The sequence below is a fragment of the Streptomyces yerevanensis genome, assembly GCF_000716805.1.
GTDB classification, from domain to species: Bacteria; Actinomycetota; Actinomycetes; order Streptomycetales; family Streptomycetaceae; genus Streptomyces; species Streptomyces flaveus.
In genome coordinates this window covers 1-15,653 of the sequence record NZ_JNWJ01000044.1, presented here as the reverse complement: position 1 = coordinate 15,653, position 15,653 = coordinate 1, and the positions used below count along the sequence as shown (strand labels likewise).

The window sequence follows — 15,653 nt, the reverse complement described above, 5'->3', positions numbered from 1 at the left end:
GTGGCAGATGGTGTGACGGGTGTCGGGGCAGGCGGTGTGACGGGCGGTTTCATCGAGCTCGACCGTGTCGAGAAGGTCTTCGACGTACGCAAGAAGACCGGCTTCCTGCGCCGGGAGCGGCACCAGGTACGGGCGGTCGACTCGATCTCCTTCTCCGTGGCGCGCGGCGAGATGGTCGGCTACATCGGGCCGAACGGTGCGGGCAAGTCGACGACGATCAAGATGCTGACGGGGATCCTCACGCCGAGCGGCGGCCGGCTGCGGGTCGCCGGCATCGATCCGTCCCGTGAGCGGACGCGGCTGGCGCACCGGATCGGGGTGGTGTTCGGGCAGCGTACGACGCTGTGGTGGGACCTTCCGCTGATCGACTCGTACAAGCTGATGCACCGCATGTACCGCATCCCGGACGGCCGTTATCGTGAGAACCTCGACCGTCTCGTCGAACTCCTCGATCTGGGCGCGTTGTTGGACGTCCCGGTGAGGCAGCTCTCCCTCGGGCAGCGGATGCGCGGGGACATCGCGGCGGCGTTGCTGCACGATCCGGAGGTGCTCTACCTCGACGAGCCGACGATCGGCCTGGACGTGGTCTCCAAGGCGAATGTCCGGGAGTTCCTGCGGGAAGTGAACACCGAGCGCGGCACGACGGTGCTGCTGACCACGCACGACCTCCAGGACATCGAGCAGTTGTGCTCGCGGGTGATGGTCATCGACCACGGGCGCATGATGTACGACGGCCCGCTCACCGGGCTGCACGAGATCGGCGACAGCGAGCGGACCCTGGTGGTGGACCTGGAGCGCGAACTGCCGCCCATCGAGGTCGAGTCGGCGCGTGTGGTGAAGGTCGAAGGGCCGCGGCAGTGGCTCGCCTTCCCGGCCTCGGCGTCGGCGGCGCCGCTCGTCGCGCGGATCGCCGCCGAGTATCCGCTGGTGGACCTCTCGGTACGGGAACCGGACATCGAGGCCGTCATCAGCCGCATGTACGCGGAGAAGGCAACCTCGTAGGCTTCGGTATATGACCGAAGAACTCCCCGAATTGCGGGCGTCAGACGCAGACCGTGAACGAGTCGCCGAAGTGCTCAGGGAGGCCGTCGCGGAGGGCCGCCTCGACATGGAGGAGTTCGAGGAACGGCTCGACGCGACGTACAAGGCGCGTACGTACGGGGAGCTCGCGCCGATCACGCGCGATCTGCCTGCCGCCGGGGTGACGCCGCCGTCCCCTGTGTCGATGGTCAAGGAGCCCGCCGAGTCCGGGGCGGGTGACTGGGCGGGGCGGATCGTCGGGGGTGAGGGTTCGTCGCAGTGGGGCGTCGCGATCATGTCGGGGTTCGAGCGCAAGGGGCGCTGGACCATGCCGAGGCGGTTCAACGCGTTCGCGTTCTGGGGTGGCGGCGCCATTGATCTGCGTGAGGCGGACTTCGCGGACCGCGAGGTCGTCGTCAACTGCGTCGCGATCATGGGTGGCCTGGATGTGATCGTGCCGCCCGGCGTCGAGGTCGTCGTCCGCGGCATCGGCATCATGGGCGGCTTCGACCAGCGCGAGGAGGGCGTGCGCGGCGATCCCGGCGCGCCACGCGTGATCGTGACGGGCTTCGCCTTCTGGGGCGGTGTCGGGGTTGAGCGGAAGCTGACCAGGGCGGAGCGGTTGCGGATCAAGGAGCAGCGGCGTCAGGAGAAGCTTGAGCGGAAGGCTGGCCGCCAAGGGGAACGGGAGGAGTTGGAGGGCAGGTCCTCCTACCAGGACGCGCTGGACATGGGTCATTCCGCGACCCGGGACGCGCTTGACCAGGCTCGGTCCGTCCACCGTGATGCGATGGAGCAGCATCGGGAGTTGATGCGGGAGCATCGGGAGGAGCGGCGCCGGGCTCGTCACGAGGAGCGTGACGAGCGGCGGCGCGAGCGGGACTAAGAGCTCGGCGGGGGAGGCGGTATGTCGGCTGCGGGTCCGTCGGGGCTGGTCGCGCAGTTCCCTGCGCCCCTAAAAGACTGCGCCTCCCCGCGAAGCCTGCGTTCCCGCGGCCCCAAAGACGCTGCGCCTTCCCGCGCCCCCTTCAGCCTCAGGGGTGCGGCCCCAGCGTCACAGCTCCGCCGGAGCCGCCCCCTTCAGCATGTCCAGGTCGAACTTCTTCGCCATCTGCTCGTACCCCCGGTCGCTCGGGTGCAGATGGTCCCCCGAGTCGTACAGGGGGTTGAGGCGGCGCGGGTTGTACGGGTCGCGGACCGCCTCGTCGAAGTCGACGTAGTCGTCGAAGATGTCGCCCGAGCGGATCTGGGCGTTGACGGCCTGGCGGGTGGCTTCGAGGTTGGGGCGGTAGCCGCGGTGGCCCTGGAACGGCATGAGGGTCGCGCCGATGACGCGTAGCCCGCGGTTGTGGGCCTGCTCTGTCAGCTCGCGCAGACCGGAGGTGATCTTGTCGGGGTCGGTCTGGTGCGGGGTGCGCAGGATGTCGTTGACGCCGAGGGCGATGACGACGGCCTTGACGTTGGTGCGGTCGAGGACGTCACGGTCGAAGCGGTTCAGTGCGCTCGGGTTCCCGGCGGGGCGGCCCCCGCCGCCGGCCAGCACACGGTTTCCGCTGATGCCCTGGTTGACGACGCTGTAGCGGGGCACGTCCGAGCCGTCTCGGTCTCGGTCGCGCAGCCGCAGCCGGTCGGCGAGGGCGTCGGTCCAGCGCCGGTTCTCGCCCATGCTGGAGGTCACGCCGTCGGTGAGCGAGTCGCCGATCACGACGACCGTGCCCTCGGACTCGTTGCTCAGCACGTCCACCGCCGTCAGATAGCGCCAGACCTGGGTCTGCCCGGTGTACGGAACCCCGGTCACGTCCTCCGTACGGTCACCCTGAGCGGTGTACGAGATCTGCCGCGCCGTCGGGTGATAGGTGACCGGACCGGACGGCGTGGGCGAGTACGTGGTCACCAGGATGTCCGTGTCGTGCGGGATCAGCAGCCGTGCCGCATCGCTGACCACCTGCTGCCCGGGCGGGACGATCACCGAAGGGCTGCCGCCGAAGGTGAGGCGGCGCATGGTGTCGGCGGCAGCGGCGGCGTTGTTCGCGGTGGCCGCCACGGCGATCGAGGCGTGCGCGATGTTGAGCGGCTGCTGCCCGTACAGGTTCGACAGGGTGACGCGCGCCGCGGTGCCCCCCACGCCCGCGTGCACGACATTGCGTACGGAACGGCCGGCCATGCCGTTCGTCTCGGTGCCCGGCTCGGCACCGGCCGGGGATGTCGACCAGGTGCCGACCCAGACGCCGGTGGACGCGGGAGCCGCCGGGTTGTTGTGCGGGCCACGGCCGCCCGCCATCGTGTCCCGGGCGGCGCCGTCGTCGAAGCCGACTCCGACGTAGATGGCCGCGGAAACGGCCATGATCATGGCGATGATCGCCGACAGCAGGGCATAACCGTGACGCTTGGTCATGCGGTGCAGGTCTCCTAGAGCAGTGGGAGCCCAAGGCTCCGATGTGATGACCTCATGATGAGGCATGGCGCGGGAGGTGTCCGACGGGCCCCCCGTTCCCGTCTCGAACCCCCGAATGGAAGACGCCGGGAACTCCTGTTCCGTTCCAGGAGTCGGTCAGGAAGGGGGATGGCGGCGGGAAAGGGACAATGGGTACGGGTTCTGCGAACGGGTGGAGTGGATGGAACGTACGAAAGCGGATGAAGTCGAGCGCACCGAGCTCATAGGGCCAAGTGCCCAGCCGGCCCGCGCCACTAACCGGACCAGTAGCCGCACCAGCAACCGGGCCATGGGCTACTACAGCGCCGCCGACGAGGAGAAGCGCCGCGGCGTCCGCCGGATGAAGATCACGGCCACCGGCATGTTGCTCCTGGTCGCCGTCATCTACGTACTCGCCAAGTGGGCGTCCCACGCGGGCGCCGGTGCCTGGGCCGGGTATGTCGCGGCGGCGGCCGAGGCGGGCATGGTCGGCGCGCTCGCCGACTGGTTCGCCGTCACCGCCCTGTTCCGCCATCCCCTCGGCCTGCCCATCCCGCACACCGCGATCATCCCGACCAAGAAGGACCAGCTGGGCGTCTCCCTGGGCGAGTTCGTCGGCGAGAACTTCCTGTCGCACGAGGTCGTACGGAAACGTCTGCGCGCCGTCGGCATCGGGAGCCGCCTCGGTGTGTGGCTCGCCGAGCCGGAGCACGCCGACCGGGTCACCGCGGAGCTGTCCACCGCGCTGCGGGGCGCTCTCGCCGTGCTGCGCGACTCCGATGTGCAGGCCATCGTCGGGGAGGCCATCAACCGGCGGGCCGACTCGGCGGAGATCGCCCCGCGTATCGGGAAGATGCTGGAGGGCATCGTCGCGCAAGGCGGCCACAAACGTGCCGTCGACCTGATCTGTGTACGGGCCCACGACTGGCTGGTCCTGCACAACGACCAGGTGATGGACGCCGTGCAGGGCGGCGCCCCCGGCTGGACCCCGCGGTTCGTCGACAAGCGGGTCGGCGAGCGCGTCTACAAGGAGCTGCTGCGCTTCGTCACCGAGATGCGCGACATGCCCGCCCACCCGGCCCGCGGCGCCCTCGACCGCTTCCTCACCGACTTCGCCGCCGACCTGCAGTCCGACACCGACACCCGCGGCCGCGTGGAGAACCTCAAGCGCGAGGTCCTCGGCCGTGGCGAGGTGCAGGACATCATCGCCTCCGCCTGGTCCTCCGTACGGCAGATGATCGTGTCAGCCGCCGAGGACGAGCGCAGCGAACTGCGGCTGCGCGTCCGGGCCTCGCTGCTGTCGCTCGGCCGGCGGATGTCCACCGAGCCGAACCTCCAGTCGAAGATCGACGGCTGGGTCGAGGACGCGGCGGTGTACGTGGTGACGACGTACCGCGACGAGATCACCTCCCTCATCACGGACACCGTCGCGGGCTGGGACCCCGAGCACACCACCAGGAAGATCGAGGCGCACATCGGCCGCGACCTGCAGTTCATCCGGATCAACGGCACGGTGGTGGGCTCGCTGGCGGGGCTGGTCATCTACACGGTGTCGCGGGCATTGGGGGCGTAACCCCTCCGCAGTCGGGGACCCGTCCGGGGTTCGCTCGACGAGGAGGGAGCCGAGCCCATGTCCGTCACCGAGCCGCAGACCGGCAGTACCGTCACCACGGCCATCCCCGCCCGCCTCGACCGCCTCCCATGGTCACGCTGGCACTGGACGGTGGTGATCGGCCTCGGCACGGTGTGGGTCCTCGACGGGTTAGAGGTCACCGTCGTCGGCAACATCGCCGGACGCCTCTCCGAGGAGGGCAGCGGACTGCCGATCTCCTCCGCGCAGGTCACCGGCATCGCCGCCGCCCTCTATGTCGCCGGGGCCTGCGCGGGCGCGCTGTTCTTCGGCCGGCTCACCGACCTCTTCGGCCGCAAGAAGCTGTTCATGGTGACGCTCGCCGTCTATCTGGGCGCCACGGCCCTGACCGCGGTCTCCTTCCACTCCTGGTGGTTCTTCGCCTTCCGGTTCCTCACCGGTTTCGGCATCGGCGGCGAGTACGCGGCGATCAACTCGGCGATCGACGAGCTGATCCCGTCCCACTACCGCGGCCGGGTCGACCTGATCATCAACGGCAGCTTCTGGCTCGGCGCGATCGGCGGCTCCCTGCTGTCGATCGTCGCGCTGAACACGGACCTGTTCGCCATCAACGTCGGCTGGCGCCTCACCTTCGCCCTCGGCGTCGTCCTCGGCCTGGTCATCCTCCTCGTCCGCCGCAACGTCCCCGAAAGCCCACGCTGGCTGCTCATCCACGGCAGGGAAGAGGAGGCGGAACGGCTGGTCTCCTCGGTGGAGGAGCAGGTCGCCGAGGAACACGAGGAGCACACCGGCCGCCGCGAACTCCCGCGTCCCGCAGGGGAGATCACCATCCGCCAGCGCGAGAGTATCGGCTTCGGCACCATCGCCCGTACGGTCTTCTCGCAGTACCGCCGTCGCGCCGTGCTCGGCTTCTCCCTCTTCATCGGCCAGGCGTTCCTCTACAACGCGATCACCTTCGGCTTCGGCGCCATCCTCACCACGTTCTTCGACGTCTCGACCTCCGACACCGGCTACTACTTCGCCGTCATCGCGGCCGGCAACTTCCTCGGCCCGCTCCTGCTCGGCAAGCTCTTCGACACCGTCGGCCGCCGGGTGATGATCTCGTCGACGTACCTGCTCTCGGGTCTGCTGCTGTTCGGCACGGCCTGGCTCTTCGACAGGGGCTCGCTGAGCGCGACGACCCTGACGGCCTGCTGGTGCGTGGTGCTGTTCTTCGCCTCGGCGGGCGCGTCCAGCGCGTACCTCACGGTCTCCGAGGTCTTCCCGATGGAGACCCGCGCCATGGCCATCGCCTTCTTCTACGCCATCGGCACCGCGGCCGGTGGCATCAGCGGCCCCCTGCTCTTCGCCAAGCTGACCGAGTCGGGCGTCGTCGCCGACACCGTCCTCGCCTTCCAGATCGGCGCCGCCCTGATGTGCGCGGCGGGCCTCGTCGCGGCGGCCCTCGCGATACGCGCCGAACGCCGCTCCCTGGAGGACATCGCCCGCCCGCTGACGGCAACGACCACGATGGCTGCTCCGGGGACAGCGGCCCGGTACGGCTCATAGGCTGCCGGTCCGGTACGGCTCCTGGACCGTTGTGGTCAGTTCGTCCTGTGTCGGCCGCCTGATCGTCAGGGCCATCAGCGCGCCCATCGCGCACAGGGCTCCCGCCGCCACCCACACGAAGTCGTATGACCCGAAGGCGTCCCGGGCCGCGCCGCCGAGGAAGGCGACGAGTCCTGCGCCCAGTTGGTGGGCGGCGTTGACCCAGCCGAAGACGACCGGTGCGTCGGAACCGTAGTACGCGCGGCACAGGGCCAGCGTCGGCGGGACCGTCGCCACGTCGAGCAGCCCGAAGACGATGACGAACGTGACGATCGGCGGCCCGACGGTCGCGGTGAGCAGCAGCGGCAGCACGAGGAGGGTGAGGCCGCGCAGGGCGTAGTACGTGGCGAGCAGCCGGCGCGCGTCGAGGCGGTCGGTCAGCAGTCCGGAGCCGACCGTTCCGGCCACGTTGAAGATCCCGATGAGCGACAGCAGCGAGGCGGCGACGGTCACCGGCATCCCGTGGTCGTGTGCGGCGGGCGCGAAGTGCGTCCACATGACGCCGTTGGTGGACGCCCCGCAGACGGCGAAGGTGCCGGCGAGCAGCCAGAAGGGCGCCGTGCGCGTGGCGCGGGCGAGGACGCGGACCGCACGCCGGGCGGCACCCGGCACGGGCGCGGGCTTGGGCACGAACTCCCGTGACCCGTACGGAGGTTGGTTGACATCCGCCGGATGGTCCCGCAGCAGCAGCCATACGAGGGGCAGGGCGGCCGTCGCCGCCACGGCCAGGGCGAGCGCGGCGGACCGCCAGCCGTGCGCGTCGATCACCTCCGACAGCACCGGCAGGAACACGAACTGCCCCACCACGCTCGCCGCCGTCAGCAGCCCCGTGACCAGCCCGCGCCGCGCCACGAACCACCGCTCGGTGACCGTCGCCGCGAACGCCGTCGCCGTGGCACCCGTGCCGAGCCCCACGAACACGCCCCAGTACAGGACGAACTGGGCGGACGCCGTCATCGTCGTGGTCAGCCCGGCGCCCGCTGCGACGAGGGCGAGGGCGGTGGTCGCGACCCGCCGCATCCCGAACCGGTCCATCAGCGCGGCCGCGAACGGCGCCGTAGCCCCGTACAGCGCCATGCTCACGAACGTCCCGAGCCCGATCGTGCCCCGCGACCACCCGAACTCCTCGTGCAACGGCCCGACGAGCAGCCCCGCGAGGGTGGTGAAGGCCCCGGCGGTGACGATGGCGAGGGCGGCGGCGGTGGCGACGATCCAGGGGGTGCGGTTCGGGGTCCGGGTGCGGTTCGAGATCCGAGTGGTGGCCGGTGTCCGGGGCGTGTCCGTGGTCATGACGTCGACCCTCCGCTTCCGGAGGCACCACAACGAGTGGCCAGATGGCCATGATGTGCAAGAATCTGGCCATGGACCGCGTGATGGCAGAAAAGGCGCCGCACCGAGTGGCCGTCCTCGTCCGGGACGGCGTCCTGCCGATGGAGCTGGGCCTGGCCCACCAGCTGTTCGGCAACGCGGCCTCACGCTCGGGCCGGCCGCTCTACACCCTCCTGACCTGCGCCGTCACGCCCGGCATGATCCGTACGGACGCGGACTTCCCGATCTACGCGCCCCATGGCCCGGAGGCCCTCGCGACCGCCGACACGGTGATCGTCCCGTCGTCGCACGAGGAGGACGAGTACCTGAAGCCCGGCGGCCTGAGCGCGGAGCTGGCCGAAGCGCTGGACCGCGCTCGTGGTGCGCGTATCGCCTCCATCTGCACAGGCGCGTTCGTCCTCGCCGCGGCCGGACTCCTGGACGGCCTGCGGGCGACCACGCACTGGATGTCGACGGACCTCTTCGCGCGGACGTTCCCCGCGGTGAGCGTGGACCCCGACGTCCTGTACGTCGACGAGGACCGCGTACTGACCTCCGCGGGCGAGGCGGCCGGCATCGATCTGTGCCTGCACATGATCCGCCGGGACCACGGCGCGGCGGTCGCGGCGAACGTGGCCCGCCGTACCGTCGTACCGCCGCACCGGGAGGGCGGCCAGGCGCAGTACATCCAACGCCCGGTGCCGGACGGCCAGTTGACGGGCTCGACCACCTCCGCCTCGCGCGCCTGGGCGCTGGCCAGCCTTGCCGACCCGCTGACCCTGCGCGAGCTGGCCGCGCGGGACGCGATGAGTGTCCGTACGTACAGCCGCCGCTTCCGCGAGGAGACCGGCCTCACGCCCATGCAGTGGCTCACCCAGCGCCGCGTCGACCGGGCGCGTGAACTGCTGGAACAGACCGACCACACCGTCGACCGCATCGCGGCGGAGGCGGGCTTCGGCACGGCCGCGTCCCTTCGGCAGCACTTTCACGCGACGCTGGGGGTGTCGCCGGGGGCGTACCGGGCGACGTTCAAGGGCACAGTCGTAGGGCCTGGGCAGTAGGGCATGGACAGCAGGGCCCGGGCGACGGCTGAGTACGCGTACTGAGTGGATCTGAGAGGAGCTGATCAGGGCCGATGACCGTCCGCAGGATCGTCCCCGACTTCCAGACCGACTCCGAGGAGTCGATGGCCCAAAGCCGCGATTTCTACGGCCGGTTGGGGCTTGAGGAGGTCATGAATCTCGGCTGGGTCATGACTCTCGCCTCCCCCTCCGACCCCACCGCGCAGCTCATCTTCATCACCGAGGAGCGCACCGCGCCGGTCGTCCCCGACCTGAGCATCGAGGTCGAGGACGTCGACGCGGTGTACGCCGAGGTACTCGTGTCGGGCGCCGAGATCGTACGAGATCTCCGGGACGAAGAGTGGGGCGTACGGCGCTTCTTCGTACGGGACCCGAACGGGCGCGTCGTGAACGTGCTCACGCACCGCGGCTGAGTCGGTAGTCGGCAGCCGGAAGCCGGGTCAGGCGCCCGTGGTGGAACCCGGGCGGACGATCATGAGGATGGTGACGGTCGCCCAGAGCAGGTTGAAGATGCCGGTGTACATGGCGAGTTGAGCGGTGGCGCGGGTGTCCGGGGCCGTCTTGGTGGCCGCGACTGTCTCTGTGCTCTTGCCGGTGTTGTCGTCGGCGTTCTTGCCGGTGTTCTTGTGGCCCCCGGCTGTCTCGGTGCTCTTGTCGGTGCCGGCCCCGGCGGTCTCGCCCGTCTCCGCCGCTTCGAGGAGCGCCTCCTGCCGCGGCAGGACCAGGGCGATGAGGGCCGCGGCCGCGAGCGTGGTGAGGGCGATCGAGACGATCAGCCAGGCGTCGCCCAGTACGCCCATGCTGCCGGCCGTGGCGAAGCCGAAGACCGGGACGACGACTCCGACTGTGGCGTACACCCGGCAGATCCGGTGCAGCAGACGTACGGTCTCCAGCGCCCGCGGATCGCCCGGCTCGGCGAGTGCCCGGCGCGCGGCGGGCGGGAACATGCTGGCGGCCACGGTGACGGGCCCGATGGCGACGATCGCGGCGATGACGTGGACGGTGAGAAGGAACTTGGTCACGCCAGGGACGGTAGGCGGCGTACGGGATCATCGAGAAGTGGCGATATTGCCAGGGGGCAACGGATTCTCGCCATGGGCCCGCCAGCAGGGATTCGGTATCACCCATGCACCTTGAACAGCGGTTCCACCCGTTGGCCAGTCCCCGCACCTTGCCTACCCTTTCGCCATGCACACCATGGCCGTACTCGCCCTCGACCAGGTCATCCCCTTCGACCTCTCCGCCCCGATCGACACGTTCTCGGGCGCCCGGCTGCCCGACGGCCGTGACGCCTACCGGGTGCGGGTCTGTGCGCCTCAGGAGGAGGTGAGTGCGGTCTCGTTGGCGGGGTCGGCGGACGCGGTCTCGTTCACGGTGCGGGCGCCGTATGGACTGGAGGGGCTGGCCGGGGCCGACACGATCATCCTGCCCGGCGTCGCCGATCCCACCGTCCCGCTGCCGCCCGGCGTACGGGAGGCGTTGCGCGAGGCCGCCGCGAACGGCACCCGTATCGCCTCCGTCTGCGTGGGCGCGTTCATCCTCGCCGCGACCGGGCTGCTGGACGGGCTGCGGGCGACCACCCACTGGCTGGCCGCCCCGCATCTGGCGGACATGTACCCGGACGTGGAGGTCGACGCCAACGTCCTGTACGTGGACAACGGCCAGTTCCTCACCTCGGCGGGCTCCGCCGCCGCCCTCGACATGTGCCTGCACATGATCCGCAAGGACTACGGCTCGGCCGTCGCCGCGGACGCGGCCCGCCTCGCCGTCATGCCGCTCGAACGGGAGGGCGGCCAGGCCCAGTTCATCGTCCACGCGCAGCCTCCGGCCCCGGCCGGCGGTGCGCTGGAACCCCTGCTGCGCTGGCTGGAGGAGAACGCCGAGCACGACCTGACCCTCGACGACATCGCCGCCCACGCGGGCACCAGCGCCCGCACCCTCAACCGCCGCTTCCGCGAACAGACCGGCACGACGCCCCTGCAGTGGCTGCACCGGGCGCGGGTCCGCCGGGCCCAGTACCTGCTGGAGAACACCACGCATCCCGTCGAGCGGATTGCCGCGCAGGCGGGTTTCGGCTCCCCGACGGCGTTCCGGGACCGCTTCAAGCGGGTGGTGGGTACGAGCCCGCAGGCGTATCGGAGGGCGTTCCGGGGCGTGGCCGTGGACTGAGGACTTGCAGGTCGGAGGCCCGGTGAGGGCTGGGCAGGGGCTCGTCGGCCCGAGGCTGAGTCGGGGCTTGTCAACTTTCCTCTAGGGAGTTATATAAGAAGCCGTAGGGCATCGCAGCCAGCCACCGCACGAAAGGAGTGACCCGTGATGCTCATGCGTACTGACCCCTTCCGCGAGTTCGACCGGCTCGCGCAGCAGGTCTTCAGCTCCGCTCGCCCCGCGGCGATGCAGATGGACGCCTACCGGTCCGGGGACGACTTCATCGTCCACTTCGACCTCCCCGGCATCGACCCGGAGTCGATCGACCTGGACGTCGAACGGAACGTGCTGAACGTACGCGCCGAACGCCGTTCCCCCGCCCCCGACGGCGCGGAGGTCGTCGTCGCCGAGCGCCCCACCGGTACGTTCTCCCGCCAGTTGTTCCTCGGCGAGACCCTCGACACGGAGCGTATTGACGCCTCGTACGACGCCGGGGTCCTGACGCTGCGCATCCCCGTGGCCGAGCAGGCCAAGCCGCGCCGGATCCAGATCTCCGGCGGCGGATCCAAGAAGCAGCTGAGCAGCTGACGGCGGTTGACGTCAGCTGACAGAACGCGACGGCCGCCGTGCCGTACCGCCCCGTGGGTTCGCCCGCGGGGCGGAGCCCATCGCTAAATAAGTTGTTGACGCGGAGAGGGCATGCGCAGACTCGTCGGGGAGCGAGTGGACGGGGGAGCGCATGCCGGCGACGGACTCACCCAAGGAAGCGCGGGCACGGGCGGACGTACGGGACGACGTACAGGAAGTCGTGCGGGGAGAAGCCTCGGCAGACGTACGGGCTGACGCGCTGCCCGACGTACAGGTGGACGCCCTGGTCCACGCCCTGGGCAGCGAGCCCCGCCGCCCCGAGGCCTTCCGCGAGCTGATGCGCCACGGCCCCGCCGCCATCCCCGCGATCCGCCGGGGCCTGCGCCACCCCCAGCCCCGCGTACGCGAGCAGTGCTGCAACCTGCTGGACCACCTCCTCGTACCGGAGGTCCTGGACGACCTGATCGCCATGCTCGACGACCCGGCCGCCCCGGTCCGGTACGCCGCCCTGCACGCCTTGTCCTGCGACCGCTGCAAGACGGACGCCTGCCGTCCCGACAGCGCGGTGGTCCTCCCACTCGGCATCCACCTGCTGCACCACGACTCCGACGCCCACGTACGAGCCATGGCCGCGGAACTGGTGGGCCGCTGGGTCCACACCCACCCCGAAGCAGCGACAGCCCTGACCCACACCCACGAGACGGACCCGTCCCCAATGGTCCGCAAGAAGACAGGCTGGTACGCCCCCGGCGGTCCCATCCACCGCCGCACGGCTCCACGCCCACGCCGCCGCGACCGACGATGACAGCCACCCCTGCCACCGGGCATGTCACCGTCCCTGACGGCACTCGCATCGCGTACAGCGACACCCAAGGTCAAGGTGGCTCCAGCCCGTCGCCCCCACTCCTTCTCCTGCACGGCCTGGCAGGCCACATGGGGGAGTGGGACGACATGACGACCCGCCTCCAGAGGGACGGCCAAAGGGTGGTGAGGTACGACGCCCGAGGCCACGCCGCCAGTACCCGCCGCCCACGGGACATGACGAGGGCGTCCTGCGTGGCGGACGCCGTGGCCGTGATCGAGCACCTGTCCCTGCCCCCGGTAACGCTGGTGGGCCAGTCCCTGGGCGGCCACACGGCGTTTCTCACCGCGGCGGCCCACCCGAACCTCATCGACACCCTGATCCTGATCGAGGCGGGCCCGTCCGGTCCGAGCCCCAACCTGCCGATCGAGATAGGCGGTTGGCTGGACAAGTCCCCGGTGCCCTTCGCGGACCGGGACATGATGGTGGCCGCGGTGGCGGAACTGGCCGAGCGCTCGTACTGGACCGAGTGGGAACAGGTCCGCTGCCCCACCTTCGTCGTACGCGGTGTACAGGGCACGATGCCGGCATCGGAGCCGGCGGAGATGCGAACTCGCCGCCCGACGTCGACGACGACCGAGACCGAGGTCATCCAGGACGCGGGGCATGACGTGCACCTGGACCAGCCCCGGCTCCTGTACGAAGCGGTGCGGGCTTTTCTGGCACGGGCACGGCATGAACGACGTACGGCATGAACGACGTACGAGATAAGGGGAGCACGTGGCCAGAGTCGTAGAGCTGTCGTATTACCCGGTCAAGGGATGCGCCGGCGTCTCGGCGCACGACGCGGTGCTGACGCCCGCGGGGCTCGCGCACGACCGGAGCTTCATGGTCACCAGCGAGGAAGGCGTGTACCGGACGCAACGGCGCTGGCCGCGGTTGGCGCTGATCCGCCCCGGGATCAGCGCCGACGGAGAGCGGCTCACCCTCCACGCTCCCAGTCGCCCGTACGCGTTGGACATCGACGTGGACACATCCGGCCCGCGCCGGGACGTGAACCTGTTCGGCGCGCCGTTCACGGGAATCGACCAGGGTGACGAAGCCGCCGCGTGGCTGTCCGAAGTCCTCGGCGCGCCGAGCCGTCTGGTACGCGTACCGCCCGAGCACGACCGAGTCACCGACGGCCGGATCCCCGGCACTTCCGGCTACGCCGACAGCAGCGCCGTTCACGTCCTGTCACGGTCCACGCTGGACCTGCTGAACGAGCGGCTGACCGAACGGGGCGGCGATGCCCTCCCCATGGACCGTTTCCGGCCGAACATCGTCATCGGCGGCTGGGACGACCCCCACACCGAGGACCGCGTCCGCCGGATCACCATCGCCGATACGGAACTCGGTTACACCAAGCTCGCCATCCGCTGCGCCGTCACCCTGGTCGACCAGGAAGCCGGCACGAGGGCCGGCCCCGAACCCCTGCGCACCCTTGCGACCTACCGTCGAGCCGTCTCGGGCGGGGGCGGCGTGGCCTTCGGCACGAAGTACGCCGTGCTCCGGCCGGGGAAGCTGTCCGTGGGCGATGAGGTGCGGGTTGCTTTGTGGGGTGAGGCGGAGTTGTAGTGCGGTGGTGAGGTCGGCCGTCGTGGGCCTGGTTTTGGTGAGCAGGCCAGGTCGATGGCCGTCCCGCCGGCAGACACTTGCGGCGCGGCGCCGCCCCGCCCACCCGGCAGAATTACGTGGGACCACGGCGGGGCGGACGAGGGAGGCCGGCGGTATGGGTGGCAGCGCGGTGGTGGTGGGCGGAGGCATCGGCGGGCTTGCTGTGGCGATCGGTCTGCGCCTGGTCGGCTGGGAGGTGACGGTTGTCGAACGCGCCCCCGTACTCGCCGACGTGGGCGGGGGTATTTCGCTGCACGCCAACGGCGTCCGGGCCCTGGACGTCCTCGGCGTGGGCGAGGCGGTGCGCGCGGCTGCCCGGCCTCAGTACACCGGGGGCACCCGCGTCCCCGGCGGCGGCTGGCTGGCCCGGATGGACGGGGCCGCGCTGGAGCGTGCGCTGGGCACGCCGGTCCTCGGTGTCACCCGAGCTGTGCTGCACAGGCTGCTGCGGGCGGAACTGCCGTCCGAGTGTCTGGTCGTCGGGACCGAGGTGGCCTCCGTCGACCGCTCCGACCCGAGCCGGGTGCGGATACCCCTCGACGACGCCGTCCTGGAGGCGGATCTGGTCGTGGCCTCCGACGGAGTGGGCAGCCGGCTGCGCGCCCAGCTCTTCCCCGGCCATCCCGGCCTGGCCTACAGCGGGACGACCGTGCTGCGCGCCCTCACCGACCATCCGGTCGACTTGGCCAGCGACCTGGAACTGACCTGGGCGAACGGCGCCGAGTTCGGTCACATCACGCTCGCCGACGGCCGGGCCGAGTGGCACGCGGTGCTCAACTCGCCACCCGGCGTACGGCACACGGACGGCCTCGCCGCGATGCGCCGCCGCTTCGGCGACTGGCATGATCCGATCCCCGCCCTGCTGGACGCGACCCGGCCCGACGCGGTCCTGCACCACGACATCCACGAACTGGTGACGCCCCTGCCCGCCTACACCGCGGGCCGGATCGTCCTACTCGGCGACGCGGCCCACGCCATGACCCCGAACCTCGGCCAGGGCACCAGCCTGGCACTGGAGGACGCCGTCGTCCTGGCCGCGGCACTCGCCGCCGAGCCCACCGTCGAATCGGCACTGGCCCGCTACGACGCCGAGCGCCGCCCGCGCTGCCGGTCCATCGCCCGCGCTGCCCGCCAAATCGGCCGGATGGGCCAGCAGTTGACACATCCCCTGGCCGTCGCCGCACGCAACACGGCTCTCCGGCTGGCCCCTTCCCGCGCGACCATCCGCACGGTCCTGCGGCATGCGGACTGGACACCGCCGGGGCTGGGGTGACGGTCACGCCTGGTGCAACGGTTCGCGCATCATCGCGGCGAACACGGGGGAGTCGGGGAACAGTTGCTGTTGGCCCATCCCGACGCGACTAGGACTTGTCCGGTCGATCATGCTGCTGGTTAGGCTGCAAGCGTGTCCAAGACGTGCGTGAGTAACGAGACCAGCAGCATGGTCTGCCTATGGGT

Annotated in this window: 15 protein-coding genes; 12 read left to right on the top strand and 3 right to left on the bottom strand. The window is 70.5% G+C overall.

The features are described 5' to 3' along the window. Both OP79_RS34700 and OP79_RS34695 read left to right on the top strand, forming a co-directional pair. Window positions 1-1,002, top strand: a complete 1,002-nt coding sequence (locus OP79_RS34700; RefSeq protein WP_245685554.1) for an ABC transporter ATP-binding protein — start codon at window positions 1-3, stop codon at window positions 1,000-1,002. 10 nt (window positions 1,003-1,012) lie between these two features. Continuing rightward, window positions 1,013-1,906: a DUF1707 SHOCT-like domain-containing protein gene (locus OP79_RS34695; protein WP_033325885.1), complete on the top strand. Its 894-nt coding sequence runs from the start codon at window positions 1,013-1,015 to the stop codon at window positions 1,904-1,906. Between the two features lie 168 nt (window positions 1,907-2,074). Here OP79_RS34695 and OP79_RS34690 read toward each other — a convergent pair whose 3' ends face one another. Further along, window positions 2,075-3,415 (bottom strand): SGNH/GDSL hydrolase family protein, encoded by a 1,341-nt coding sequence (locus tag OP79_RS34690; RefSeq protein ID WP_033325884.1) that lies wholly within the window; start codon window positions 3,413-3,415, stop codon window positions 2,075-2,077. A gap of 220 nt (window positions 3,416-3,635) precedes the next feature. Here OP79_RS34690 and OP79_RS34685 point away from each other — a divergent pair, with 220 nt between their 5' ends. Together OP79_RS34685 and OP79_RS34680 are read left to right on the top strand one after the other, a co-directional pair. Continuing rightward, the gene (locus OP79_RS34685; RefSeq protein WP_033325883.1) at window positions 3,636-5,006 is read left to right on the top strand and encodes a DUF445 domain-containing protein; all 1,371 of its coding nucleotides are present in this window, start codon (window positions 3,636-3,638) and stop codon (window positions 5,004-5,006) included. Window positions 5,007-5,063: 57 nt separating this feature from the next. Next, entirely contained in the window at window positions 5,064-6,572 is a 1,509-nt protein-coding gene (locus OP79_RS34680; protein WP_033325882.1) for an MFS transporter, read from the top strand. Here OP79_RS34680 and OP79_RS34675 read toward each other — a convergent pair. Further along, window positions 6,567-7,901, bottom strand: a complete 1,335-nt coding sequence (locus OP79_RS34675; RefSeq protein ID WP_051745146.1) for an MFS transporter — start codon at window positions 7,899-7,901, stop codon at window positions 6,567-6,569. The two genes, OP79_RS34680 and OP79_RS34675, sit on opposite strands and share 6 nt — an antisense overlap. A gap of 44 nt (window positions 7,902-7,945) precedes the next feature. Between OP79_RS34675 and OP79_RS34670 the strand changes: the two genes are divergently transcribed. Both OP79_RS34670 and OP79_RS34665 read left to right on the top strand, forming a co-directional pair. Beyond that, the gene (locus OP79_RS34670) at window positions 7,946-8,980 is read left to right on the top strand and encodes a GlxA family transcriptional regulator (RefSeq protein WP_051745145.1); all 1,035 of its coding nucleotides are present in this window, start codon (window positions 7,946-7,948) and stop codon (window positions 8,978-8,980) included. 74 nt (window positions 8,981-9,054) lie between these two features. Next, entirely contained in the window at window positions 9,055-9,414 is a 360-nt protein-coding gene (locus OP79_RS34665) for a VOC family protein (RefSeq protein ID WP_033325881.1), read from the top strand. A 27-nt stretch (window positions 9,415-9,441) separates the two neighbouring features. On the opposite strand, the gene OP79_RS34660 is transcribed toward OP79_RS34665, so the two are convergent. Continuing rightward, window positions 9,442-10,023, bottom strand: a complete 582-nt coding sequence (locus OP79_RS34660; protein WP_033325879.1) for a DUF2269 family protein — start codon at window positions 10,021-10,023, stop codon at window positions 9,442-9,444. A gap of 166 nt (window positions 10,024-10,189) precedes the next feature. Between OP79_RS34660 and OP79_RS34655 the strand changes: the two genes are divergently transcribed. The 6 genes from OP79_RS34655 (at window position 10,190) to OP79_RS34630 (ending at window position 15,468) form a co-directional block, all read left to right on the top strand. Continuing rightward, window positions 10,190-11,170 carry a GlxA family transcriptional regulator gene (locus OP79_RS34655; protein WP_033325878.1) on the top strand — a complete coding sequence of 327 codons (981 nt, stop codon included), beginning with the start codon at window positions 10,190-10,192 and terminating at the stop codon, window positions 11,168-11,170. Window positions 11,171-11,317: 147 nt separating this feature from the next. Then, window positions 11,318-11,737 (top strand): Hsp20/alpha crystallin family protein, encoded by a 420-nt coding sequence (locus OP79_RS34650; protein WP_033325877.1) that lies wholly within the window; start codon window positions 11,318-11,320, stop codon window positions 11,735-11,737. Window positions 11,738-11,888: 151 nt separating this feature from the next. Beyond that, on the top strand, window positions 11,889-12,542 hold the full coding sequence (locus OP79_RS34645) for a HEAT repeat domain-containing protein (RefSeq protein ID WP_078492189.1): 654 nt from the start codon (window positions 11,889-11,891) through the stop codon (window positions 12,540-12,542). Then, window positions 12,539-13,294 (top strand): alpha/beta fold hydrolase, encoded by a 756-nt coding sequence (locus OP79_RS34640; RefSeq protein ID WP_033325875.1) that lies wholly within the window; start codon window positions 12,539-12,541, stop codon window positions 13,292-13,294. The genes OP79_RS34645 and OP79_RS34640 overlap by 4 nt, the downstream gene beginning before the upstream one ends. Before the next feature lie 25 nt (window positions 13,295-13,319). Continuing rightward, window positions 13,320-14,156 (top strand): MOSC domain-containing protein, encoded by an 837-nt coding sequence (locus tag OP79_RS34635; RefSeq protein WP_033325874.1) that lies wholly within the window; start codon window positions 13,320-13,322, stop codon window positions 14,154-14,156. A 154-nt stretch (window positions 14,157-14,310) separates the two neighbouring features. Next, window positions 14,311-15,468 carry an FAD-dependent monooxygenase gene (locus OP79_RS34630; RefSeq protein ID WP_033325873.1) on the top strand — a complete coding sequence of 386 codons (1,158 nt, stop codon included), beginning with the start codon at window positions 14,311-14,313 and terminating at the stop codon, window positions 15,466-15,468. Window positions 15,469-15,653: the final 185 nt, after the last annotated feature.

Coding starts and splice junctions, on each gene's coding strand:
- OP79_RS34695 (WP_033325885.1), top strand. CDS start 1,013: ATGACCGAAGAACTCCCCGAATTGCGGGCGTCAGACGCAGACCGTGAA.
- OP79_RS34690 (WP_033325884.1), bottom strand. CDS start 3,415: ATGACCAAGCGTCACGGTTATGCCCTGCTGTCGGCGATCATCGCCATG.
- OP79_RS34685 (WP_033325883.1), top strand. CDS start 3,636: ATGGAACGTACGAAAGCGGATGAAGTCGAGCGCACCGAGCTCATAGGG.
- OP79_RS34680 (WP_033325882.1), top strand. CDS start 5,064: ATGTCCGTCACCGAGCCGCAGACCGGCAGTACCGTCACCACGGCCATC.
- OP79_RS34675 (WP_051745146.1), bottom strand. CDS start 7,901: ATGACCACGGACACGCCCCGGACACCGGCCACCACTCGGATCTCGAAC.
- OP79_RS34670 (WP_051745145.1), top strand. CDS start 7,946: ATGGCCATGATGTGCAAGAATCTGGCCATGGACCGCGTGATGGCAGAA.
- OP79_RS34665 (WP_033325881.1), top strand. CDS start 9,055: ATGACCGTCCGCAGGATCGTCCCCGACTTCCAGACCGACTCCGAGGAG.
- OP79_RS34655 (WP_033325878.1), top strand. CDS start 10,190: ATGCACACCATGGCCGTACTCGCCCTCGACCAGGTCATCCCCTTCGAC.
- OP79_RS34650 (WP_033325877.1), top strand. CDS start 11,318: ATGCTCATGCGTACTGACCCCTTCCGCGAGTTCGACCGGCTCGCGCAG.
- OP79_RS34645 (WP_078492189.1), top strand. CDS start 11,889: ATGCCGGCGACGGACTCACCCAAGGAAGCGCGGGCACGGGCGGACGTA.
- OP79_RS34640 (WP_033325875.1), top strand. CDS start 12,539: ATGACAGCCACCCCTGCCACCGGGCATGTCACCGTCCCTGACGGCACT.
- OP79_RS34630 (WP_033325873.1), top strand. CDS start 14,311: ATGGGTGGCAGCGCGGTGGTGGTGGGCGGAGGCATCGGCGGGCTTGCT.